Origin of the sequence: Agriterribacter humi (genome assembly GCF_009192765.1) — a bacterium.
Lineage (GTDB): Bacteria > Bacteroidota > Bacteroidia > Chitinophagales > Chitinophagaceae > Agriterribacter > Agriterribacter humi.
The window spans coordinates 1-25,358 of the sequence record NZ_VOHQ01000007.1 but is presented as its reverse complement, the minus strand read 5'-3'; the positions used below and the strand labels follow the sequence as shown (position 1 = coordinate 25,358).

19 protein-coding genes are annotated in these 25,358 nt (G+C 42.6%); 9 read left to right on the top strand and 10 right to left on the bottom strand.

The window, feature by feature from the left end:
- Positions 1-38: 38 nt before the first annotated feature.
- From feoB to FRX45_RS13075, 6 genes are all read left to right on the top strand, one after another.
- Positions 39-2,162, top strand: a complete 2,124-nt coding sequence (feoB, locus tag FRX45_RS13100; protein WP_152268894.1) for a ferrous iron transport protein B — start codon at positions 39-41, stop codon at positions 2,160-2,162.
- Between the two features lie 35 nt (positions 2,163-2,197).
- Entirely contained in the window at positions 2,198-2,707 is a 510-nt protein-coding gene (locus FRX45_RS13095; RefSeq protein ID WP_152268893.1) for a hypothetical protein, read from the top strand.
- Between the two features lie 481 nt (positions 2,708-3,188).
- Positions 3,189-3,485 (top strand): hypothetical protein, encoded by a 297-nt coding sequence (locus FRX45_RS13090; RefSeq protein WP_152268892.1) that lies wholly within the window; start codon positions 3,189-3,191, stop codon positions 3,483-3,485.
- 134 nt (positions 3,486-3,619) lie between these two features.
- The gene (locus tag FRX45_RS13085; RefSeq protein WP_193311693.1) at positions 3,620-4,999 is read left to right on the top strand and encodes a S8 family serine peptidase; all 1,380 of its coding nucleotides are present in this window, start codon (positions 3,620-3,622) and stop codon (positions 4,997-4,999) included.
- A gap of 202 nt (positions 5,000-5,201) precedes the next feature.
- Positions 5,202-7,865 (top strand): CHAT domain-containing protein, encoded by a 2,664-nt coding sequence (locus FRX45_RS13080; RefSeq protein WP_193311692.1) that lies wholly within the window; start codon positions 5,202-5,204, stop codon positions 7,863-7,865.
- 70 nt (positions 7,866-7,935) lie between these two features.
- On the top strand, positions 7,936-8,970 hold the full coding sequence (locus FRX45_RS13075; protein WP_152268889.1) for a Gfo/Idh/MocA family protein: 1,035 nt from the start codon (positions 7,936-7,938) through the stop codon (positions 8,968-8,970).
- A 100-nt stretch (positions 8,971-9,070) separates the two neighbouring features.
- On the opposite strand, the gene FRX45_RS13070 is transcribed toward FRX45_RS13075, so the two are convergent.
- Positions 9,071-9,772: an SDR family NAD(P)-dependent oxidoreductase gene (locus FRX45_RS13070; protein ID WP_152268888.1), complete on the bottom strand. Its 702-nt coding sequence runs from the start codon at positions 9,770-9,772 to the stop codon at positions 9,071-9,073.
- Between the two features lie 164 nt (positions 9,773-9,936).
- Here FRX45_RS13070 and FRX45_RS13065 point away from each other — a divergent pair, with 164 nt between their 5' ends.
- Complete coding sequence (locus FRX45_RS13065) at positions 9,937-10,632, top strand: YjjG family noncanonical pyrimidine nucleotidase (protein WP_152268887.1); 696 nt, start codon at positions 9,937-9,939, stop codon at positions 10,630-10,632.
- A gap of 145 nt (positions 10,633-10,777) precedes the next feature.
- Here FRX45_RS13065 and FRX45_RS13060 read toward each other — a convergent pair whose 3' ends face one another.
- The 3 genes from FRX45_RS13060 to FRX45_RS13050 all read right to left on the bottom strand — a co-directional run bounded on the left by FRX45_RS13060 (position 10,778) and on the right by FRX45_RS13050 (position 13,504).
- Complete coding sequence (locus FRX45_RS13060; RefSeq protein WP_152268886.1) at positions 10,778-11,440, bottom strand: phosphatidylserine decarboxylase family protein; 663 nt, start codon at positions 11,438-11,440, stop codon at positions 10,778-10,780.
- 62 nt (positions 11,441-11,502) lie between these two features.
- A complete protein-coding gene (locus FRX45_RS13055) occupies positions 11,503-12,381 on the bottom strand; it encodes a phosphatidate cytidylyltransferase (protein ID WP_152268885.1) in 879 nt (292 codons plus the stop codon).
- Between the two features lie 175 nt (positions 12,382-12,556).
- Complete coding sequence (locus FRX45_RS13050) at positions 12,557-13,504, bottom strand: CPBP family intramembrane glutamic endopeptidase (protein ID WP_152268884.1); 948 nt, start codon at positions 13,502-13,504, stop codon at positions 12,557-12,559.
- 135 nt (positions 13,505-13,639) lie between these two features.
- Between FRX45_RS13050 and dusB the strand changes: the two genes are divergently transcribed.
- Positions 13,640-14,686, top strand: a complete 1,047-nt coding sequence (gene dusB, locus FRX45_RS13045) for a tRNA dihydrouridine synthase DusB (RefSeq protein ID WP_226805347.1) — start codon at positions 13,640-13,642, stop codon at positions 14,684-14,686.
- A gap of 3 nt (positions 14,687-14,689) precedes the next feature.
- Here the strand turns inward: dusB and FRX45_RS13040 are convergent, their stop codons facing one another.
- The 6 genes from FRX45_RS13040 to prfA form a co-directional block, all read right to left on the bottom strand.
- Entirely contained in the window at positions 14,690-16,063 is a 1,374-nt protein-coding gene (locus FRX45_RS13040; protein ID WP_152268883.1) for a peptidylprolyl isomerase, read from the bottom strand.
- Positions 16,064-16,140: 77 nt separating this feature from the next.
- Positions 16,141-19,074: a translation initiation factor IF-2 gene (gene infB, locus FRX45_RS13035; RefSeq protein ID WP_152268882.1), complete on the bottom strand. Its 2,934-nt coding sequence runs from the start codon at positions 19,072-19,074 to the stop codon at positions 16,141-16,143.
- A gap of 82 nt (positions 19,075-19,156) precedes the next feature.
- Positions 19,157-20,404: a transcription termination factor NusA gene (nusA, locus tag FRX45_RS13030; RefSeq protein ID WP_152268881.1), complete on the bottom strand. Its 1,248-nt coding sequence runs from the start codon at positions 20,402-20,404 to the stop codon at positions 19,157-19,159.
- 59 nt (positions 20,405-20,463) lie between these two features.
- Positions 20,464-20,934, bottom strand: a complete 471-nt coding sequence (locus tag FRX45_RS13025; RefSeq protein WP_152268880.1) for an LSm family protein — start codon at positions 20,932-20,934, stop codon at positions 20,464-20,466.
- A 261-nt stretch (positions 20,935-21,195) separates the two neighbouring features.
- The gene (locus tag FRX45_RS13020; RefSeq protein WP_152268879.1) at positions 21,196-22,245 is read right to left on the bottom strand and encodes an NAD-dependent epimerase; all 1,050 of its coding nucleotides are present in this window, start codon (positions 22,243-22,245) and stop codon (positions 21,196-21,198) included.
- 565 nt (positions 22,246-22,810) lie between these two features.
- Positions 22,811-23,878 carry a peptide chain release factor 1 gene (gene prfA / locus FRX45_RS13015; RefSeq protein ID WP_152268878.1) on the bottom strand — a complete coding sequence of 356 codons (1,068 nt, stop codon included), beginning with the start codon at positions 23,876-23,878 and terminating at the stop codon, positions 22,811-22,813.
- A gap of 87 nt (positions 23,879-23,965) precedes the next feature.
- Between prfA and FRX45_RS13010 the strand changes: the two genes are divergently transcribed.
- Positions 23,966-25,132, top strand: coding sequence for an amidohydrolase family protein (locus FRX45_RS13010; protein ID WP_152268877.1), 1,167 nt, complete (start codon positions 23,966-23,968; stop codon positions 25,130-25,132).
- The last annotated feature ends 226 nt before the right edge of the window (positions 25,133-25,358 follow it).

Below are 25,358 nucleotides of genomic sequence, written 5' to 3'. Positions count from 1 at the left end.
GATTTGCACGTATTTTTGCAAACTCCCAAAAACCAGTATTGAAACAACAACAGCTACATATTGCATTGCTCGGAAACCCTAACAGCGGAAAAAGCTCTTTATTTAATGCACTCACGGGATTAAATCAAAAAGTAGGCAATTTTCCAGGGGTTACTGTAGATAAAAAATCCGGAGAATCTAAAATTTCCGGCGCGCTTACTGCCAACATTATTGATCTGCCGGGTACGTACAGCTTATACCCACGACGCAGCGATGAATGGGTTGCCTATAATGTACTGATGAATCCCGGTTCGGCGGAAAACGCGGAATTATATGTTTTAATTGTAGACGCAAGCAATCTGAAACGCAACCTGCTTTTTGCATCACAGGTTATAGACCTGAAAAAACCGGTTGTGATAGCCCTTACCATGCTGGATATTGCTTCCAAAAAAGGACTCACCATAGATGTTCAGGGATTGGAAAGAGAACTGGGCGTACCGGTAATACCTGTAAACCCGCGCAGGGATAAGGGCATTAATGAACTTAAAAAAGCAATTGAACAAACCGCCCGGCAATTGTACAAGCCACCTTCAAGGAATTTCGTTGAAGCGAGCGATTTATCGCAGGCAGCGATAGAGGATATCAAAAAAATATTTCCGCGGATCAGCGATTATGCCGCGGTTCATTACCTCATTCATCACGAATCGTTTGCATTGGATGCCCCTGTACAGGTTACGATTGAGGATATAGAAAGAAAGCACAACTTCAATCATACCAAAGTACAGGCGGAAGAAATTACCCAGCGCTATGCCCGTATCCGCCACATTATGCAGCAAACGGTTGTGGAGGCCGATCCCCGGGAAAAACAATTGGCCAGTGACCGGTTAGACCGCATTTTGCTGCACCGCTTTTGGGGAAATATAATATTACTGGGGGTTTTGGCCATTCTGTTTCAAAGTATTTTCTGGCTGGCGCAGTACCCCATGGATGCTATTGAATGGATATTTGGCGAATGGAGCAACTGGCTGGCCGGTATTTTGCCGCAAAACTGGTTTGGCGATTTGATCGTAAATGGTTTGGTGGCGGGGCTGGGCGGCATCATTGTTTTTATTCCGCAGATCATGATCCTTTTTGGACTGATCACCATCCTGGAAGACACGGGATATATGGCAAGGATCAGTTTTTTAACGGACAAGCTTATGCGCAAAGTGGGGCTTAACGGAAAAAGCGTAATGCCCATGATCAGCAGTTTTGCCTGTGCGGTACCGGCCATTATGAGCACCCGCAATATTGAAAACAAAAAGGAGCGGCTGCTTACGATTATGGTAGCCCCTTTAATGAGCTGTAGCGCCAGGCTGCCCGTATATATTATCTTAATATCATTGGTTATACCCAATACTTACTACTGGGGGTTTATTAGTTTGCATGGCCTGGTAATGACCGGACTTTACCTGCTTGGGATTGTAATGGCTCTTGTGGTATCGTATGTAATGAAATGGTTTATCCGCATCAAAGAAAAAAGCTTTTTTATTCTCGAATTACCGGTTTACCGTGCGCCGCGCTGGAAAAACGTTCTGGTGATAATGGTGGAAAAGGCAAAGATCTTTGTATTTGAAGCAGGTAGAGTGATTTTGGTGATCTCCCTTATCCTTTGGGCATTGAGTACCTACGGACCTCCGAAAAGAATGGAAGCTGTTAAAACACGCTATGAACAACTGGCTTTACAACAACCCAAAAATGCGCAGCAATTAGAGGAAGAAAAAAGAACAGCGCTCCTCGAAAATTCTTATGTAGGCATACTGGGCAGAACCATTGAGCCTGTTATTAAGCCATTGGGATACGACTGGAAGATTGGCATCGCTCTTATTACTTCTTTTGCGGCACGTGAAGTATTTGTAGGCACAATGGCCACCATTTACAGTGTTGGGGGTAACGCCGATGAAAATGACCTGACACTGAGAGAGAAGATGAAAGCCGCTACATGGACAAACGGGGCAAAAATTTACACACTTCCCGCCGGCGTATCGCTTATGGTGTTTTATGTATTTGCCATGCAATGCATGAGCACTCTGGCTATTGTGAAACGAGAAACCCGTTCATGGAAATGGCCGCTCATTCAATTGATATATATGACAGGGTTAGCCTATGTTTTGAGTTTCCTGGCCTACAATTTGTTAAAATAATAATGTTCCCTTCACCTGATTTTGTATCTTGAAGTATGAATTGTAAACTATTATATAAGCTTTTGCCTTTTGTCTTTATTGTTTTTATCTCCTGCTCGGGTCCCGATAAACCTGCCGATACTGACAACACTGCAGATTCAACAGATATTTTGGAGCCTGAAACTGTTATGGAACAGCCGGATACGGTACTTTTCTGGACAGTAGATATAGAACAGAAAGTAAAAACGAGAGTATATAAAGATACCATGACTATTACCGAGCCGCAAAGCATTGTTAACGGTATTAATTCTATTTACCCTTCTATCCGCCTGGAGTTTCTTAAGCTTTCCGGGGATACGGTATATGCGCATATTGACAGTTCCTTTACGTTCGCTAACGATATGGGCTCCTTTGGCGCATCCGAATATATTTCAACTGTTGTGCTTAACCTTACCATGCTTCCCGGTATTAATTATGTAAACCTCGATTTCCCGGAAGGCAGTCACGCTACTCCCGGTGTGTTTGCTAAAACCAGTTATACCGGTTATAAGGAAAGGGAAGATTAAAAGAAAATTGGATTTGCCTTTCACATTTTCGTCTACCGGTTGTATTTCTGCAGTAGCTTACCAGCCACCGCGGATGATAGTGCCTGCCTGCGTCAATTGCTAAAATAAAAGATACTCCTGCTCAAAAAAGCAATCTTTCTTCCCGAATTGTTTGTATCTTATGAAAGTAAAAAGTTTTAGCCGAAAAGGAGTTGAAACTTTGGCCTGATAAAATCATCTTCTGAAATTACAAAAACGTCTGTATTGTTTCCTCCCTGCCCAAACAATACGACAAAGAAGAAATACCTCCGCTACCGCAAAAGCCTGGCCTTACAATATACTATGCAAATCTCCGCATCATCCATATAAAATTAATCCTGCCCCCGATAATCAAATAGCAGATATATGAACGAAAGGCGATGATGTATAAGAAAATGAAAAGAGATTACCTGTAATATTTACGCATTGTAATTCCATTTTTGTAACCATTAAATTATTTTTTATGGCAGAAAACAACGGTGAAATTGTATGGTTTTCGCGGCAGCTTCCTTTTCGAAAAAAGAATGAGAGTTTGCCCATTTCCCAAAGAAAAACCAATGCGCTGGAAGATTGTGAAAGGCTGCTTCAGGAAGATCCGGATGGGCGAGACTGGGCTATCAGCCGTCATGAATGGAAAAACCCTGGTAAGTCATCGGATAAATACAAACTTACGGTATGGATATCGTCTACAATTAAAGGCCCCGGCGGTCCGGGCGATCCACCCATCCCGGTAAAGAAAAAACCGCCATCGTCAATGTAAAAAAAAATTCCTCAAATTATGAATAACGTTATCCACTCTTTTGGGGAACCTTTTGAGAGAAGTGTAGTTAATAGCTTAATTTACTATAGGCAGATTGGTTATTCACCTCATATTTACAGGCAATGAAAAGTAAAATGAAAAAAAGCGAACCGAATCCTAAAAACTTTCCCCACCGGATAGTGATCAAATTTCAAGACGCTCTTCGTTTGCCCTACAGGAGCGGAGAAGATATCATGGACTATCTTTTGAAAAATCAAATCATTCCGGTGAAAGAACTCTTAGAACAATTTCCCGGCATGAAGATAAACAAACTCTTCACGTCTGTTGAGCCAGACCAGATTACCGAACTAGTTAAGAAAGCCCAAAAAATAAATCCAGGCTACAATCCTCCTCAATTGCTCAGCTATTGTACGATGGACTGTCCGTATGAAATGAATGCTAATAAAGTTTTACAGGAATTGCTTAAAAATAAGCATGTGGAGTTCGCCTATATTACAAGTAAACCGGCGCCCCCTCCATGTAATGCAACAGGAACAAATCCGATGAGCATGAACCAGGGATATTTAGACCCCGCTCCAAAAGGCATTAACGCAAGACATGCATGGGGCTTTGATGGAGGATGTGGCGGGGGAGGTGTTCAGTTTATTGATATAGAGTATGCATGGATACTGGATCATGAAGATATAAAGTCCGCCGATGTCAGTTTTCTCTGGGGGAATAAAGATTTTCCGGATGAAAAAGAACATGGCACCGCGGTTCTTGGGATAGTGCTAATGCAGGATAACGACGATGGCGGACTGGGGATAACTCCGAAAGTTAAATCCAGGCTGGTGTCCCAAATAAGTCCTGAAAGAGTTTATTCAATTGAAGATGCGATCCTTCATGCTGTTTCGCACCTTAATTTTGGCGATATACTTTTACTTGAAGTACAGGTTTTTGATCCTCATTTACCAAATGTATACAGACCGGCGGAAATTGAAAAGGCAATTTTTGATGCAATAACACTTGCAATAAGCAGTGGAATTATAGTTATTGAAGCTGCGGGCAATGGCAATTTAGTCCGTGGTTTTGATCTTGACGGGTTTACCGATGCTGATGGAAAAGCGATTCTTGACCGCGGCAGCGATGATTTCAGAGATTCGGGCGCTATTGTCATTGGCGCGGCCTCTGATTCCGTAACAGCCTCCGGCACACATGGAAAAACAAGATCTTCGAACTATGGAAGCCGGGTTGACTGTTATGGTTGGGGAAAAAACGTTTTTACTGCTGATCCCTTGCAATCGCCTCCCTACAGGTCAAACTTTTCCGGCACTTCAAGTGCTTCCGCAATCATAGCCGGCGCAGCTATAGCCGTTCAAAGTATTGTTGAGGCATCTGGCAAACCCCTCCTGAGTCCCGGAGAAATGCGTAAAATTCTAAGTAATCCTTCCAATGGCACAGGGTCACGAAACAAGATAGGCGTTATGCCAGATTTACAGCAGATAATTGATAATGCGCTTCCTGGAATGCGCTAACACATATACTTCTCAGGAAGTGTTGCGATTATGAATGTATCAGTCAGCCATGTTTATTAAAGTGCTAATACCGGTCTGCATTCATTTGCTTTTCCCTGTTTTTTCATTTGGGCAATGCCCCGATAGAGCCAGGGTGTGGAAAAGACTAATTTTTCTTAGAGATTCCTCAACATTATCGCCTTCAGAAAAATTAAAGGAATTATTGTATTACGAAGATCGCATTAAATCTTGCGTATACCAGTTTGATTCAACCCATGCCTTGTTGTTACAGCGTATCGGCGCTACCTATTTCTATGAAACAGATTACTTGAAGGCTGCCCGGTATATGCAGCAGTCCATTAATATGATTAATACCAATGCCGGCAACCCTTCTATAAACATCAAACATAATATAAGAAACTATTATAGCCTTGGCTGGATCTGTGATTCATTGAATAATGTTACCCAAAAGATGAAATGCCTTGACAGCTGTATTGCTCTGGCAATGAAATATAATACTGTGAACAGCTATCTGGTCAGTTCTCTGCTTGCCAAAGTAGAGTACTTTTTTAATATGGGAGATTACCAGCATTGTATAGATTACGCAACCATATGCGAAAGGTATACTAAAGAATATGCCGGAAAAGCTGAAAAAAATGAATATTTCGACTTGATAGATACCGGATTACGAAGTTTATTATGGAAAGTGAATGCATTACTGATATTGAAAGACGATGAAACTGCGGAAAGGCTTCTAACCAATAAAGCCGATGAATGCAAAAGGGCCGGACTCAAAGATTACCTGGCAACCATATATTCCCAATTAGCAGAAGTACATCTGTACAGACGAGATGCTCAAAAAGCGCTTTTGAATTATCAACTGGCGCTCAAGTGCGCAGCCAAAACAGGGTATGATGTAGGGTGCAAGGTTATATTAAACAATATAGGCTACAATATTCACTTCCGTTATTTTAATGACGATGACCGGGCGCTATTTTATTGTAAAAAAGCTTTATACTATATTAACAGAAATAAACTTGAAAAAAGCACTGAAGCGATTGAGTCTGTAGATATATTAAACAATATCGCAAATATTTATGTTCGAAAACAGCTTTACGATTCCGCGTTTTATTATTTCCGTCTTGCATTCCGGCAAATTCGCACCGGGGCCGATGAAACGTCTTTACTTAATACCTCATCTGATGAATTTGTGAAGCAAGGAAAAATGCATTACCTCACAGGACTTGTAATAGATAAAGGCGACGCCTTTAAACATCAGTATGAACCCTTAAAAAAAACCAACCTCCTTAACCAGGCACTGAACGTTTACAAAGTGGCTGATCAGTTACTGGACAAGGTGAGGCTAAATCAATCCGAACTAAAATCCAAACTTTTCTGGAGGGCCGATTCCCGGCGACTATATGAAAATGCTATTGATGCCTGCTATTTGCTGGGCAATACCAAAGATGCTTTTTATTTTTTTGAAAAGAGCCGGGCTGTATTACTGAACGACCAGCTCAGCCGGCAACGATGGATGGGAGAAACTGATATTTTGAAACAAACCCAGTTGAAGAAACAAATACTCCGCCTCGAAAAAGAATTGAGCCGTGCAGATGCTGACGGAAATAAAATAATTATTACTGAAATCTTTTCAAAAAAACAGGAATTGGATTTCCTGGAGCAACAGATTAAGACCGCCAACCCCCTGTATTATCAAAGCTTTCTTGATACGGGCTTTATTACCGTAAAAAATGTACAGCAAGTCTTGTTAAAAGAGCATCATGCGCTGCTTGAAATTTTTTCGGGCGATCGTGCTGTTTATGCACTGCTGGTAACAGCAAACAATAATTATTTAACTAAAATAAATAAGCAGGATTATGAAAATGTCACACTCAAATTTGTTTCTTATTTATCCGATGCAGGATTGATGAACCGCAAGTTCAATGATTTTGTAAAAACCGCAGCAGATTTATACCAGCTTATCTTTCGCAATTTGCCTGTACCCGGCAACCGCATCATCATATCGCCTGATGGCCAATATTTTCCGTTTGAAGCTTTGGTAACCAGTCGCCCGGGGCAACCGCCTGCCTGGTTTTTGAATGACCATGCCGTAAGCTATACCTATTCGGCCCGTTTTCTTATGAATGATTTTACTTCACCACCTCCAACAACCGGTAAAAATTTTATGGGTATTGCCCCGGTTAGTTATCCCGCCTCTTTTTCTCTGGCAGCGCTTCCGGGAAGCGATCAGTCGCTGCATACTATTTCTGCTTATTTCGATCATGCTGTAACCTATATAGCTGCTGATGCTTCTATGAGTAATTTCACAGAACAATTCTCAAAATACCAGGTTATTCAACTGTATACACATGCCGCAGACAGCAGTGAAAATAAGGAGCCTGTTATATATTTTGCTGATTCAGCGCTATATCTTTCAGACCTGATTAATGTACATAAACCCTTTACACGACTCATCGTATTGTCGGCCTGCCAAACAGCAAAAGGCAAAAACTATCATGGTGAAGGCATTTTTAGTTTCAATCGAGGGTTTGCCGCGCTGGGCGTTCCTGCTGCTATCGCCAATTTATGGTCTGTTGATAATACTTCCACCTATTTACTTACGGAGCTGTTTTATAAACATCTTGTTAAAGGCTTACCAACCGATATGGCTTTACAAAAAGCCAAGCTGGAATTTTTGAAAACCGCTTCCAAAGAAAGATCTATGCCCTGTTACTGGGCAGGCCCTGTGCTGATAGGGAAAACAGATACCCTTGCTATGAACAATACCTATTCCCTGGAATGGATAATTATTTTTTCGGGTTTAAGCTGTATTGTTATAGGAGCAATAACAAAATGGTTTATAAAAAAGCATAAGGCTAAAGCATGAGTTTAAATTGAAGGCTGCCGTATCATTTTACACTGATAAATTTGAGTATATTTAAGCAACTCATAAAAGAATGAAAACCTGGAAGTTCGGAATTATAGGAGCCGGCATGGTTGCCGATTTTCATGCCAAATCCATTCAGCACCTTAGTAATGCGCGGCTAATGGGGATCTGTGGCGCAGGATCCGGCAGGGCAGCTATACTGGCAAAGCAATACAATTGCCGGGAGTTTCCCGACTATCATGCCTTGCTGCGCAACCCGGAGATAGACATCATTACTATAGCCACACCCAGCGGCATGCATATGGAACCCACTGTGGAAGCTGCTCTGCAGGGTAAACATGTGTTGTGTGAAAAACCTATTGATATTTCTCCGGAAAGGATTGATGCAATGATTAAAGCGCATAGCAAAGCAGGAACCCGGCTCGGCGGAATTTTTAATTACCGGTTTACCGATACGGTTCATTTGCTGAAAACCGCTGTTGATGAAGGCCGGTTTGGAACAATTACATATGCTTCAGTGCATGTACCCTGGTGGAGAAGCGATGTATATTACCAGCATAAGTGGCGCGGCACCCTGCAATTAGATGGAGGAGGAGCCATGATGAATCAATCCATTCACATGGTAGATATGTTGCAATACGTTATGGGACCCATTGATTCATTACACGCTTATATTGCTACACTTGGTCACAATATAGAAGCTGAGGATACAGCAACAGCTATTCTGCGCTTCAAAAATAAAGCCCTGGGTTCTATTTATGGCTCTACAGCTTCTTTTCCGGGTCAGCCCCGCCGTATAGAAATTACAGGAACCAAAGGAACGGCTATACTGGAAGACAATAACATTAAAGTTTGGCAATTTGCTGCTGAAACAAAAGACGATGAAAGGATCCGCGCTCAATACGCAACAAATGAAAGTGGCGGAGGCGCAGCAGATCCTTCGGCCATCCCGTTTGAATTGCATGCAAAAAATATTGCTGCATTTATATCATCTGTTGAAACAGGGGAAGCTTTTGAAATTGATGGAAATGAGGCCCGCAAAGCAGTGGAAATTGTACTGGCTATGTATACATCCGCAAAAGAAAACCGTTCTTTTCAATTTTAATAAAACAATTAACACATAGGCACAATAGAAAACGATAGAAATATCAGTTTGCTTACCTGCCACTCACCTCTGACCACTGACCACTCACTATTCGCTCCCCTCACAAATCTCCCAACAGGGGGCGCAATATAATATCTTCCACGCAGGCCTGTACTGAAAGCTGCGAGGCTGCATAAATCATTTTTGCAACATCATCTGCTACCATTATTCGTTTGGGATCAATACCACTACCAGCCCACGAATCGGTATATGCTGCACCAGGATATACGGCTGTAACCTTAATTCCATGTGGTTTCATTTCTTCTCTCAGGTTTTTTGAAAATCCTGCTAAAGCAAATTTGCTGATGCTGTATGCACCGCCATTTTTATAGGCCTGGAATGATGCGATGGAGCACATATTAAAAATATGGCCGTTTTGCTGCGCTATCATTTTATGGATCAGCAACCGGGTAAGATGGTACGCGCTGTAAAAATTAACCGTCATCATATTTTCCATTGTGCCCTCGGGCTCGTTATATACACTTCCGGGTTCAAATGAACCTGCATTATTGATCAATATGTCTATTGAAATATTAGATTCCAAAAGCCAGTGACCAAAATCTTTTACCTGCTCCTTACGGCTTAAATCAAATGGTCTGGCTTTAATGCTAACCTCCGGAAAACGGGTGGTAAGTTCTTCCATTGCTTTATACAAGCTCACTTCATTGCGCGAACTGATATACAGGTTATGTCCATTTGCGGCAAATATTTCAGCTATTGATTTTCCAAATCCCCTGGATGCGCCGGTGATAATGATATTCATAAATCATATTATTGTGAAACAGGGATGCTATGAAAAGTATCCGATATTACAATTTTTAAAAAAACTCCCCTGTTCAATGTATACAATCCGGATTCCGATGCCCGGCAATCACCAAATCTACATACTTCTGGCAAACACCGTACTTTTGCATCATTGTTTATATCATGGCCTACAAACATCTTTTTTTTGACCTGGACCATACCTTATGGGATTTCGAATCCAATGCAAAACGAACGCTGCAGGAACTGCATGTTGCGCTGGAACTAACTACCCATGGCGTAGATAGTTTTGATGCGTTTTACGAAAGATATATTTATCATAACACCAGGTTATGGGAACGCTACCGCAAAGGTTTTATTAAAAGAGATGACCTGCGATGGAAACGGATGTGGCATACTTTGCTGGATTTTAAAACAGGCAATGAAAAACTGGCGCGAAGCATGGATGCCTTTTTTTTAGACAAGCTGCCTACACGAACTTTACTATTTCCTTATGCGATAGAAATACTGGAATACCTGCGCGGCAAGGGTTATGCATTACACCTTATAACAAATGGGTTTGAAACGGTACAACACAGCAAACTTAAACATTCCGGTCTTACCGGTTTTTTTGAAAAAGTAATTACCTCTGAAGGAAGCAACAGCCTCAAACCGCACAAACAAATTTTTGAGTATGCACTGCACAAAACCGGGGCAACAGAAAGTGAGAGCATTATGCTGGGCGACGACATTGAGGCAGACATAGTGGGTGCAAAAAACGCCGGCATTGACCAGGTATATATTAACCATAAGAATATTCCGCCGCCTTTACAACCAACCTACACTGTATATGCGTTGAAAGAGCTTGAAAATATCTTTTAGGGATAATGCTATTCTTAAATTTCTACGCGGTCTGACGCTCCTTCATCGCGTACCGACCGCCATATTAATCTATGAGGTTTTCTCACCCTGCAATTCCCGTCCTGCAAACCTTATGGATTTTGCCACATTTGCCACATTTTCACATTCACCCACCCCAGCTTGCGAGTACAGTTATTCCGCCTTCTACAGCCTGGTTCAACTGAACATGAATTTTTGTACCGGGTGGCAAAAGCACATCAACCCGGCTGCCAAATTTTATAAACCCTAATTCAGCGCCCTGCTGTACTTTTTGCCCGGGTTTAAGATAGTTTATAATACGACGGGCTACCGCACCGGCAATTTGCTTAACCAGCACTTCTGCATTTCCGTTTCGTATTACAACCGTATGCCGTTCATTATCTGTAGATGATTTAGGATCCCATGCCACCAGGTATTTTCCCTTGTGATAACGGCTGTACACCACTTCGCCACTTACGGGATTAAGGTTCTGGTGCACATTGGCGGGACTCATAAAAATGGATATCTGCAAACGCTTCTCTTTAAAATATTCTTCATCAATGGTCTCTTCAATCACTACCACTTTACCATCGGCCGGTGCAACAATTTTAGTATCATCAAGGGTGAGTGTACGTTTGGGTACCCTAAAAAAAGAAATGATAAAAAGGAAAAACAAAAAAGAAAGAATAAAAATAATCCAGGCCAGCCAGCTTACACTATAAGGCAAAAAATAAAACAGCACAAGGTTGATGATCACAAAAAACAATCCGCAAAGTGCAATGGTTTGATATCCCTCTTTATGTACTGTCATTTATACAGGTTGAAGGAGCAAAAGTAGGCAATGACGAAAGAGCATCAAAATTTTGCGGCTATTCATTTCATGATGGTCATCACATACAACCATACCACCGGTGTAGCCAGTAACAATGAATCAAACCTGTCTAAAAAACCGCCATGCCCCGGCATAATGCGACCGCTGTCTTTTACATTAGCCATACGTTTCAGCTTACTCTCCAGCAAATCGCCTGCAGTACCCAAAATAGCTGCTATGCCCGCAATAATACATACATGCGCAACAGGCAACCGCATATAATATACCAGCATACCCATTACCGCAACACACAATACAGCTCCGCCAATTGTGCCTTCTATTGTTTTTTTGGGTGATACTTTTGAAAACGGCGTTCGTCCTATGAAAGACCCGGTAATATAAGCCATCGTATCATTGATCCAGATTGAAAAAATGATAACAAGCGGCACTATCCGGCCCGTTTCAAAATGACTGCCTTTCCCCGAAATCCATAGTCCATCCATAGATCTTATGCTGATCATAAGTGCCCAGCTTAAGGAAATATACAATAACCCCATAGCAGAGTAGCCGATGTGCTTAAGATTGAACTGCTTCGAAAAAAGAATTTCAATGATGGGCAGCGCAAAAGCAAAAACCAATCCCGCAATAAGCCCTATGGCATGCAGGCTAATGTTTCCCACCCGGTAACCATCACCGGCACAATACAACATCAGCGACCATCCTGCCAGCATTACGCCATACTCATGAAAGGAAGATATATTTGCATAAGAAGGGTCAATTCTTTTAACCAGTTTCTGGTATTCGATCCAACAACCCCAATGTATAACCGAAAATAAAATAAAAAAGCTCCATTCATTCCAAAACAGGCCGGCCAGCATTACTGCCACAAACACCAGTGCTGTAAGCGCCCTGGTTTTAAATACCTGCCAGTTCATTGCCATTGCTATTAGTTTAAAGCTAAAAATCCGAACCCCCCGGAGAAGAATTCAAAAACAATAAAAACCAAGAACCAAAAGACAAATAACAAATAAATCCGAATCCCGAAGAAAGAGTACAACCCGAAGACAAATAATCTCAAACGGTAGGCTGGTCTTAAATTTCAAATTTCAAATCCGTTCAAGCAATCCATTTTTCTTCCAGAGCCCTGTCTTCCGGGGTTGTATATTTTTGTATGGCTTTTGCCGAAATTCTTTTGAAAACGATAAACAACACATACAAAAGAATAACGCCAATGATCCCCCACCACATGGGGTAGGTTTCATTCATGGCTTCCTTTACCGGTTTGCCCTGCTTTATCAGCACATACATTTGAGTAACGGCTATGGCATTGTTGAAAAAGTGCGCCGCAATACTCAGCCAAAGGCTGCGTGAATAATAAAAGATCAAGCCCAATACTACCCCCAGGCATACACGGGCCAGGAAACCATAGTAGGAAAGGTGAATAACACTGAATATAAGACTGGTTATCAGAATTGCCAGCCAGGGCTTTTTTGAAAACCGGGTAAGCAGGTTTTGCATCCCGCCACGGAAAAAGGTTTCTTCAAACACGGCCGGCAACAAAGCGATCATAATGATAGAAATGATATAGTCGCCAAATGTTCTGATATTGGTCATGGCTTCTACCTGGGCGCTATAGTTGTCTTCTAATTTTCTAAAATAATCCGCCGCATTTTTGGGAATAGGAATCAGTTCATTAAGCTCTGCGAGAGATGCCGCTGTAATAGCTGCTCCAAACATGATACCCAGCGCCAAAAGCAGTTGCCTGTAATTAAATTGTGTGGTAAATCCTAATAATTTAACAGGACGGCGGTTAATAATCAACGCAGTAAAAAAAGCAGGCAAAAAAAAGGTTACCGCTGTAGACACTACCTGGATAACCCGAACGGCATTAATATTTTCCGGCTTAAGTAATTCTGCAGGCATGCTCATTACTCCTTTGCCTGTCATCGCTACCCATACGGGAATGCTCAATACTCCGCCGGCAATAAAACCTGCTATCCATAGCCCTATCAGAATTAAAAAAGCATTGGCATAAGAAACCCCTTTGGAATCTGCGTCGTACATAATTTATAAAATTAGTGTGTACATTTGCGGCTTGTATTGGAATGAAACAAGGCATACAGGTATTGAATATCAACTCTTTGAGTTTTTGCAATGTATTGCAAAATATGGTAAACCTGCACTGGTTCCGTTCCACAAATGCAAGATAAGACAGTTCGTGCAATGGCGGTAAAAATAGGTTCTATACAGCTCCCCGAATTTCCACTTCTTCTGGCTCCCATGGAAGATGTGAGTGATCCACCATTCCGTTATGTATGCAAACAAAACGGCGCCGATCTTATGTACAGTGAATTTATCAGCAGCGAGGGGCTGATCAGGGATGCTATTAAAAGCAAACAAAAATTAGATTTTTCTGAATTTGAGCGTCCCTTTGGCATACAAATGTTTGGGGGTGATGAGGAAGCTTTGTCGCTCAGCGCTAAAATAATTGATGCTGTGCAACCCGACCTGGTGGATATTAACTTTGGCTGCCCGGTAAAAAAGGTAGTTTGCAAAGGAGCGGGGGCCGCAGTGCTGAAAGATGTTAACCTGATGGTGAGGCTAACCGAAGCCGTTGTACGGTCCACATCATTACCGGTAACCGTTAAAACACGCTTAGGCTGGGACGACAGTTCTAAAAATATAGAGGAAGTAGCCGAACGCCTGCAGGATGTGGGTGTGCAGGCACTTACCATTCACGGACGCACCCGTTCGCAATTGTATAAAGGTGACGCAGACTGGAGCCTGATTGCAGCAGTAAAAAACAATTCACGCATACATATTCCCATATTTGGCAATGGCGATATTGACAGCCCCCCGAAAGCTGTGGAATATAAGAACAGGTATGGAGTAGATGGAATTATGATAGGCCGCGCTGCTATCGGATACCCCTGGATATTCAGGGAAATAAAGCATTATATACAAACCGGAACTTTATTATCCTCTCCTTCCGTTGAGGAAAGAATAGCAGTATGCCGCACCCACCTGCGCAAATCAGTAGAATGGAAAGGCCCCGTTTTGGGTATCCTGGAAATGAGAAGGCATTACGCAAATTATCTGAAAGGATTATCCCATATCAAAGACTTCCGCATGCAATTGGTAACCGTAAAAACGCAGGCTGAAGTAGAATGCGTGTTACATGAAATAAAGGAGAAATATGCCGTAAATGGAATTGTGCACGAAGAAGCAACACTTGTAAATGTATAAGGTTTACTTAGCATTATTTGCCGATAACGCCAGCCATTTGTTTACTTCGCTGCACTGGCGAAACTCTTCATCTACAGAAATGTAGTAAGTAGGCATTTTGGTTTTAAACCAGTTGTTCAGTATTTCACCCTTTTTTTCTTCCAGCACCCGCTGGGCAATCTTGTTATAATCGTCCTTGAGGTTTTCGCGGTGCGGCTCGGTTTTGCTTTGTATATAAACAATGCGGGCGCCTTTTCTGCCTCTCTCGTCAGTGAAAGGAACAGGCTTCGAGTATTCACCCACTTTTAATTCATTATATACAGGCAAAAGGCTTTTATCCAGGTCCTGGATGGTAAGATAAGGAGAACCCTGGGGGTTAGTGATAGATCCCGCAGTAAACTTACTGTTTTCATCCTCGCTGTATTTATCCACCGCTTCACCAAACGACATTGCGTTGGTAACCAGCTTTGCTCTTATGGTATCTAATTTTGCAATCGCATCGTTTACTTCTTTATCGGTAATCTGGGGTATTTTAAGAATGTGTCGTACCACCACATCATCACCTGTTCTGCTTACCAATTGTATGATATGATACCCGAATTTTGATTTTACTACTCTTGATATTTGCCCTTCTTTTAAGGCAAACGCAGTTGAAGAGAAAGTGCCATCTACACTTTTATCGTTCCTGTTAAACTCAAAACGACCTCCCGCTTCTTTAGTACCCGGGTCATCACTATACATTTTGGCCACACGGTCAAATGAGGTGGTGCCGCTTTCTATCTGCCTTTTATATTCCGCCAGTTCATCCTGCGCATATTTTTCAAGTTCCCGGCTGGCCTTTGCATAAGCCACAACCTGTTTTATTTCCAGTTCCGTTTCATAAAATCGCAAACTGTCCGTAGGAATTTTTTCAAAGTAATCCCTCACTTCCGTAGGCGTAATTCTTACATTTTCAATAATGGATCTTTGCATGGCTTCCGACAGCTTCTGTTCCTTAATGGCTATGCGGTTATCTTCCTTAATCTGGTAAATACTTTTTCCTGCTATTTGTTCCAATGCGTCTTTGCCGCCATAGGCACTAATATAATACCTGATCCGCTGGTCCAGTTCCGCTTCAATTTCTTCATCGCTTACCGGCAAAGAGTCTTTTTGAGCCTGCAGCATCAGCGCTTTTCTTACCATCATTTGTTGCAACAGCACACAACCCGCATCGGGTGGCAATTCGCGGCCCTGCCTTTTTTCATCTTCAATAGTATTTGTAATATCTGATTTAAGCACGATTTTATCACCAATTACAGCAATGATTTTATCGGCCAGTACTTTTTTTGACTGCCCCACCTGAGCCGTAACCAAACTGCTCATTGCAAACAGAACAACAACAAATATGAATTGTTTCATAATTAACCTTTCTAAGCCATTCAAAAATAAAGGCATTTCACCGGAGGGGCAATACAGCCTGCTTATTTAACAAAGGTTTACAAGCTCCTTTTTACTTCTTCAATTTCAAACGCTTCCACAACGTCGCCTGCCTTCAGATCGTTATAGTTTTTAATGGTGAGTCCGCATTCCATACCGCTCGACACTTCTTTCACATCATCTTTATACCGTTTCAACGATCCCAGTTCTGCGCTTTGTCCTTCACCGGTAGGATATATTACAATTCCGTCACGGATCAGCCTTACTTTAGAATTGCGGCTTATTTTACCGTCTAATACCTGGCAGCCTGCAACAGTTGCTTTATCGAATTTATATACTTCCCTTATCTCAACATTGGCTATTATTTTTTCTGTAATGGTCGGTTCCATCATCCCTTCCATAGCGCTCTTCAGTTCTTCAATGGCATTGTAAATAATAGAGTATGCTTTGATTTCAACACCTTCTTTTTCGGCCAGTTTAGAAGCCTGTATAGAAGGACGTACATTAAAGCCTACAATAATAGCATCCGATGCGGCAGCCAGCAACACATCACTTTCGGTAATGGCGCCAACAGCCTTATGCACTACAGATACGGCGATTTCTTCGGTAGATAATTTCTGCAATGAATCACTCAGGGCTTCTACCGAACCATCCACATCGCCTTTAATAATAAGATTAAGCTGTTTAAAGTTGCCCAGGGCCAAACGTCTTCCGATCTCATCCAATGTTATATGTTTCTTGGCGCGTATACCCTGCTCTCTCAGTATCTGTGCCCGGCGGGTAGCTGTATCCTTGGCTTCGCTTTCATCGTGGTATACTTTAAACTTTTCACCAGCCTGTGGTGCGCCGTTTAGTCCTAATATCTGCACAGGGCTTGAGGGTCCTGCTTCTTCCAGGCGCTGATTGCGCTCGTTAAACATCGCTTTTACACGCCCAAAAAACTGACCGCTCACCACTATATCCCCCTGGCGTAAGATACCGCTTTGAACCAGCATGGTAGCCACAAATCCGCGGCCTTTATCCAAAGAGGCTTCAATAATGGTTCCTGTTGCTTCGCGGGCCGAATTGGCTTTAAGATCGAGCAATTCTGCTTCCAGTAAGATTTTTTCCAGTAAAAGATCCACATTCAGACCCGTCTTAGCAGATATTTCCTGGCTCTGGTATTTACCACCCCAGTCTTCCACCAGGATATTCATCGCTGATAGCTGCTCCTTGATCTTTTCCGGATTAGCCCCGTCTTTATCTATTTTATTAATAGCAAATATCATAGGCAGGCTGGCTGCCTGCGCATGGCTGATGGCTTCACGCGTTTGCGGCATCACCGCATCATCGGCGGAAATTACAATAATAGCCACATCAGCCGCTTTGGCGCCACGGGCACGCATAGCCGTAAATGCTTCGTGACCCGGCGTATCCAAAAAAGTAAGTTTTTTTCCTGATGCTATTGTTACCTGGTAGGCGCCCATATGCTGGGTAATTCCTCCGGCTTCTCCTGCCACCACTTTGGCACTGCGTATATAATCCAGCAATGATGTTTTACCATGATCCACGTGACCCATTATTGTAATAACAGGCGCCCTTGGCTCAAGCTCTTCGGGCTGATCCTCTATTTCTTCATCTTCGTCTTCCTCTACATCATCCACACCAATAAACTCTACTTCAAAACCAAATTCTCCGGCTACCAACTCTATTACTTCCGCATCCAGGCGCTGATTGATAGATACCATTATACCCAACCCCATACACTTACCGATCACTTCAGCAAAACTTACATCCATGAGGTTGGCAAGTTCACTTACCGTTACAAATTCAGTTACCTGCAGTTTGTTGTCTTCCTGCGCTTCACCCGCTAAGTGTTCGGCCTCCTCGCGTCTTGCTCTCCGCAATTTTGATTTTGTGCTTTTGCCTCCCCTTGACGATCCGGCGAGCTTAGCCTGGGTTTCCCGGATCTTATCCTGTATTTCTTTGGCATCAATTTCCTTCACTTCTTTACTATCCCGGCGCCTGTCTCCGGGTCTTCCGTGGCCGTGGCCAAACCGTCCGCCGGCAGCATTACCGCCTTGTCCCTGTCCCTGCGGCCTGTTATCCTTTCTGTCGCCTTGTTTTTGTATAGGCGGACGCGTACCTTCTCTTCTTTGTTGGGGTCTGTTTTGATCGTCCTGGCGCGGTTGTGCCTGGTCTCTTTTTTCGATAGGAATACGTTTGCGTTTGCGCTTTTCTTCCTGTGGTTTAGCAGCCGGGCGTGTTTCGCTGTTAGAAGGCAGCGTGATCCTGCCTACAATTCTGGGTCCTTCTAACTTTTCGGCGCGGATATTTTCTATTACGGCGGGGTTTTCTTCTTCTTTTTCTTCTTCTGCAGGTTTCATTTCTACAGGAGCGACTTCCGTTTCAGCAGGCGTATTATCCACCTCAGGCGCTGTTTCCTGTTCTGCAGGGGCTACTTCCTCTTCTTTTGCCGGTATTTTTTCTTCCGGCACTTTTTCTTCCACCTTTTTCTTGGCTGTTTTTTTAGGCCGTGTGGAAGAATCTATAGTGCTCAGATCAATTTTATCTAATATTTTAGGACCTTCAATTTCCGGTGCTTCAATTTTAGTGATCTCCGGCTTTGGTAGTTCAGGAATTGGCTTTGGAGCAGGAGGTGCTTCTGGTTCCGGAACCGGGGCAGGGGGTATTTCTGCTGTAACCGTTGCTTCTTTTTCTGACTGCTTTTTCTTTACTTCTTTTTTGAATAAAATTTCTTCTTCATCTTTCTTTTTCCGGGCCTCCATCACATTGCCTTTGGGTATCTCTATCTGGTCGCTCTTAGCTTTAGCGGCTTTATCAGATGAAAATTCCTGCTGGAGGGAAAAATACATATCCTCCGTTAGCTTGCTGGTAGGCTTTAGCTCATCTTTGGCAAAACCCTTCCCAATCAGGAAATCAATGAGTGTTTCCTGCCCGATATTAAACTCCTTGGCCGCTGCTAATAAGCGTGGTAATTTTATTTCAGCCATACTTTTTTGTCCCGCAACTCTGATAAAAATTTACGGGATTTGTTTGTTTTATCTGTTCTTATAAATAGGCGCCCCGGGGGTCTTATCCTTTTTGAAATTCTTCTTCCAGCACTTTTCTTAACGCTTCAATGGTTTCTTTTTCAAGGTCGGTCCTTCTTTCTAATTCTTCTGTCGTTAAATCCAGCACGCTGCGGGCCGTATCGCATCCAATACGTTTCAACTCGTCAATTACCCATGTATCAATTTCATCTGCAAATTCGTCTAAGTCAATATCAAACTCTTCCGTTTGGTTTTCATCATCACGGAACACATCAATTTCATATCCTGCCAGCTCACAGGCTAATTTAATATTAACACCCCGGCGACCAATTGCGAGCGACACCTGGTCGGGCTTAAGATATACATTCGCATGCTTTCTCTCTGTATCAATTTCCATAAAACTCACTTTGGCCGGCGTTAAAGCACGCTGGATGAGCAATTGGGTATTATTGGTCCAGTTAATTACATCAATATTTTCATTCTTCAATTCACGAACTATGCCGTGAATACGGCTTCCCTTCATCCCTACGCAGGCTCCTACCGGGTCAATACGGTCATCATAGGATTCTACCGCCACTTTGGCTCTTTCGCCGGGCTCACGTACGATTTTACGAATCACAATCAATCCGTCAAAAATCTCCGGCACCTCTATTTCAAGCAATTTAGCCAGGAAAGAAGGATGTGTGCGGGATAAAATAATTACAGGGGAATTGTTCTTCAATTCCACCTTTTTCACCACCGCTTTTATATTTTCACCTTTCTTAAAATAATCCGAAGGTATTTGTTCCGATTTGGGTATAATCAGCTCATTGCCATCTTCATCTAATAATAATACTTCTTTTTTCCATACCTGGTATACTTCTGCACTAATAATTTCACCAACACGATCGGCATATTTTTTAACCAGGCTGTTTTTCTTTAAATCACTGATACGGCTTGCCAGGGTTTGTTTGGCGGCCAAAATAGCACGACGGCCAAAATCAAGGATATCCACTTCCTGGAATAATTCCTCGCCTACTTCAAAGTCAGGTTCAATCTTGGTAGCATCGCTATATGCAATTTCAGCAACAGGATTTTCTACCTGCCCGTTTTCGACTATGGTTCTGCGATGAATAATTTCAAGGTCGCCTTTTTCCGTGTTCACAATTACGTCAAAATTTTCATCCGAACCGTATTTTTTGCGGAGTAAGGTTTTAAACACGTCTTCCAGCACCTTCATAAGCGTGGGCCGGTCTATATTCTCCGCGTCTTTAAAATCCTGAAAGGATTCAATAAGATTAATACTTGCCATATTACAGCTTTTTATCCTTCAACTGAACCAGGGGGATGCCCTTTATTCAGCAAGGGTCGTTAAAATTGAATTTGAATTTTAGTTGTTTTAATGTTATCAATGCGTATGGTATGTTCTACTACTTCTTTTTTCTTGTTTTTACCTTTTACTTCTTCCACCTGTATATCTGCATCATTTACCGCTAATAACTTTCCCTCCACTTTGCTGCCATCGTGCAAAAGTACTTCCACATTCCTGCCTGTATTTTTACTATACTGGCGTTTCAGCTTTAGTGGTTCATCCAGCCCCGGGGAAGACACTTCAAGAGAAAAATCACCTTCAGGGAAAATCCCGCTTTCTTCTATCTGTTTATACAATGCCCGGTTATACTTCACGCATTTGTCTATAGATACGCCAGCATCTGCATCCAGAAAAACCTTTATATTATTGGCAGGATTTGTTTTGATTTCCACCAAAAAATAGTCGGGATTATCAGCCAGTAATGTGGTCATCATTTGTTCTATAACCCCTGTTGTTGCATCGCTGATCATAGTCTGATAAATGAAGAAGGGAACGAATCGTTCCCTTCTGTCGTTCCTTTTCCTGCGGCAAAGTTAGGGTATTCATATAAAGCGCAAAATTTTTTTAAAAGTTCCCTTCGGGTACGCAAAAAAAGCGTGTGATTCGTACAATTTAATGATCCGGATTCGCAATCTTACCCATTCATTTTAGAGGAAGAAATGTAAATTATTTCATAAAACTATAGGCCTTAGCCAGATCCCCTTAATCGTGTCACATTCACTCACTACTCACTACTTATAATACGCCCTGTACCACTCAATGAAATTTTTTATGCCCTCGCCCACTTTTGTATCCGGCTTATAGTGCAGGTCCCGCACCAGGTCTTCCACATCGGCACAGGTAGAGGCAACATCTCCCGGCTGCATAGGCAATAGCTGCTTTTCGGCCTTTTTGCCCAGGGCTTCTTCAATGGCTTCAATAAAATCCATTAGCCGAACCGGGTTGTTGTTTCCTATATTATATACTTTATACGGCGCAGTGGAAGTGGAAGGATCGGGATGAGCAGCATCCCATAAAGGGTTGCCAGCCGGGGGATTGTCAATTACTCTTACCACTCCTTCTACAATATCGGCTATATATGTAAAGTCTCTTACCATATTGCCATTATTAAACACCTGGATGGGTTTGTTTTCAAGTATGGCTTTGGTAAACAGAAACAAGGCCATATCCGGTCTGCCCCAGGGGCCATATACCGTAAAAAACCGAAGCCCGGTAGTAGGAACTTTAAACAAATGACTGTAGGTATGCGCCATGAGTTCATTGCTTTTTTTACTGGCGGCATATAAGGAAATCGGATGATCTACATTATCGGAAGTAGCAAAGGGCGATTTACCATTGAGCCCGTATACACTTGAACTGCTGGCATAGGCCAAATGCTTTACTTTATTATGACGGCAACATTCCAAAATGTTAAGAAAACCAACGATATTACTGTTAAGGTATGCATCGGGGTTGGTGAGACTGTAGCGCACACCGGCCTGCGCAGCAAGGTTACATACTTTATCAAATTGCTGACCGGCAAATAATTTTTCCAGGTTCTCCTTATCTTCTAACTGCAGTTGAATAAAGCTGTAATTGGCATGTTTGGAACTGGAGACCAACTTATTATATTCCATATTCTCTTTATTTATTCCGACGGTTTGCAGGCGGTTGTATTTGAGATTAACATCATAGTAATCATTAATACTATCCAATCCTACTACTTCATCGCCACGCTTTATCAGGTAGTTAGCCAGGTGAAATCCTATAAATCCTGCTGTACCGGTAATTAATATTTTCATCCTTTGTATTTTATAATAGCTGCAAAGTAAATAAACTAATGGAATACCTCACCCCCGCCCGACTGAACGTCGTTCGGGCGGGCTCTTTCCCTGTCCACACCGTAGGAGAGGGACGGTGCTGTATAACAATACCCCGTCCGAACGGTTCATCCGGGCGGGCAGAGCAAAAATTCTTCCATTTCAATTATTGAATAAAAGTGAACAATGCTGATATTCCCTGCAACCTGAAACTTGTAACCTGCACCCTGCACCAATCTCAAAACTGTCAGCCGTGGCGGATAACTCTCAAATGCGAAACCCGAAGTTGAAAATCCGACATCCGAAGAGGGCTGTCAGCAATCAGATTCAGCCATGAGCAGGGTAAAGAAGGCGTATACAGCCTGTCGTTAGCAGTTATTTACTGATCGGTGACGGTCAATGCCTGACAGTCACAAATTCGAAATCCGCCCCCCTGAAACATGCAACCTGTAACCTGCAATCTCAAATTTCAAATCTTAAATCTCAAATCATAATCATCCGAAGGGGATTGTCAACTACAAACCACAAACAATAAATTTCAAACTCTTCAAACCCCCTCATGCGTCAGCTTTTCTGCATTTTCCGCAAACTGGAGCGCCTCCATAAATTCCTGGAGATTTCCGTTCATCACATCATCAAGATTATATACGGTAAGGCCTATGCGATGGTCTGTTACCCTGCCCTGCGGATAATTATAGGTCCTGATCTTTGCCGACCGGTCTCCCGTGCTCACGAGGCTTTTACGATGGCGCGCTATTTCTTCTTCCTGCTTACGCACCTGCTCTTCATATAAGCGGGTTCGCATCATTTGCATGGCTTTTTCGCGGTTGCCCAATTGCGAACGCTCTGTCTGGCATATCACCACCGTGCCGGTAGGAATATGCGTTAGCATCACCTTGGTTTCTACTTTATTCACATTTTGTCCGCCTGCGCCACCGCTCCGCGAGGTTTCCATTTTTACATCGCTTTCCCTCAGCTCAAAATCCACTTCTTCCGCTTCGGGCATCACAGCCACGGTGGCAGCGCTGGTGTGCACCCGGCCGCTGGCTTCCGTATGTGGTACGCGCTGTACGCGGTGTACGCCACTTTCAAACTTTAATATACCATACACATCTTCACCTGTTACCTCCAGCTCAACTTCTTTATACCCCCCAACGGTACCTTCATTTTCACTGAGGATCGCCGTTTTCCAACCCCTCCGCTCACAATAGCGGATATACATACGCAGCAGGTCACCTGCAAACAATGATGCCTCATCTCCCCCGGTACCGGCACGTATTTCAAGAATAGCATTCTTTTCATCCTGCGGGTCTTTGGGTATCAGCATCTGGCGGATACCGGCTTCCATTGTTTCTTTCTGCTCTTCCAGAACCGGTAATTCTTCTTTTGCAAGATTCCGCATCTCATCATCATCGCCATTTAACACTTCAGTATTGAATTCAATATTATCCAATACATTTTTATAGGCATTATAGGCCTGCACAATCTTCTCTAAGCTCCGGTATTCCCTGCTGGTAGCCGTAAACTTTTTGTTGTCATTCACAATCTCCGGATTGGTGAGTGCAACACCCAACTGGTCGAATCTTGCTTTTATCGCTTCTAATTTGTCTAACATCGCTATTTGTTTCCACAATTGCCCCGTGGATGGTTTTCTGTTATTTTTGTGTTACCGGCTTTTTAGGGCAGCAAAGTTAGTTTAGCTATGGCGTATTGCAAATTTCAGGCGGATCATTTGTTTACAGGATACCAACTTCTTGATCATTCCCATGTGCTGGTTACCGATGAAGGGGGAACAGTAGTGGATATTGTAACAGGAGAAGCGGGCAATGATATTCAGCAATTCCGCGGTATACTCATGCCCGGGCACATCAACTGCCACTGCCACCTGGAGCTTAGCCATATGCGCAATCGTATCCCTGCCGGGCGGGGACTTACCCATTTTATATCCTCCGTTATGGGATTTCCCAAAGTTGATCAGGCAGAAAAAGAGCGGAGTATGGCTTTAGCAGATAAAGAAATGTATGAAAATGGTATTGTAGCTACAGGCGATATCTGCAACCAGCTTTATTCCATACGGCAAAAAGAAAAAAGCAATATACAATGGTATAATTTCCTTGAGCTAACCAATCTGGACGATGCAAAAGCAGCAGAACGTGTTGTGCTGTATAATAATATGGCAAATGAATTCAAAGAAGCACTGCCTTCCACCTCCAATGTGGCGCTGTCGCCACATGCCATTTACAGTGTGTCGCCACTTACTTTTTCCCTTATAAATAAAAATACAAAAAACAAAACCATCACCATCCATAACCAGGAATGCGCCGATGAAGACCAATTATTTACCAATGGTAGTGGCAGGTTCCTCAGGTTTTATGAAAGTATTGGCCGCAAATCAATGCCGTTGGCTGTTTCCGGAAAAAGCAGTATACAAACCTGGTTGCCCTATTTTAATAACGGGCAAACCATTATCATGGTACACAATACCTATACGCCTGAAGAAGATATTATTTTCGCCAATGAATACGCGGAAATGAACGGACTGCAATTAGTATATTGTCTATGCCCCAATGCCAATTTGTATATAGAGGAAAAGCTGCCGCCAATTGATCTCTTTATCAGGCACAATTGTAATATTGTTTTGGGAACAGATAGTTATGGCAGCAACCGGCAATTAAGTATTACCAGTGAAATGGCGGCTATTCATAAACACTTACCGGATATTCCTATAGCTACCCTTTTACAATGGGCCACTCTAAACGGAGCAAAGGCGCTGCACTGGCATAACGATTTGGGCAGCTTTGAAAAAGGTAAAAAACCCGGCGTGGTATGGTTGAATAAAGACTTCAGCGAAGCAAGGCGGATAATCTGAAAGTTTCTTTGTTTATATTCTGTTTATGAGTTGTTTTTTTAACACAGGATCATAGGGCATATAGGCGCACATAAGTTTGGTATCTGCTTATTTTTGATATTTCCTGACTTGTCCGCCTTTAATTTATCAAAAAAGTGAGGATTGATTTTCAATTATTTATGATAATATTTTTATAATTTGACCGCACTAAGTGGGTCAAATGCTGCATATCAGGGTCATAAAAACT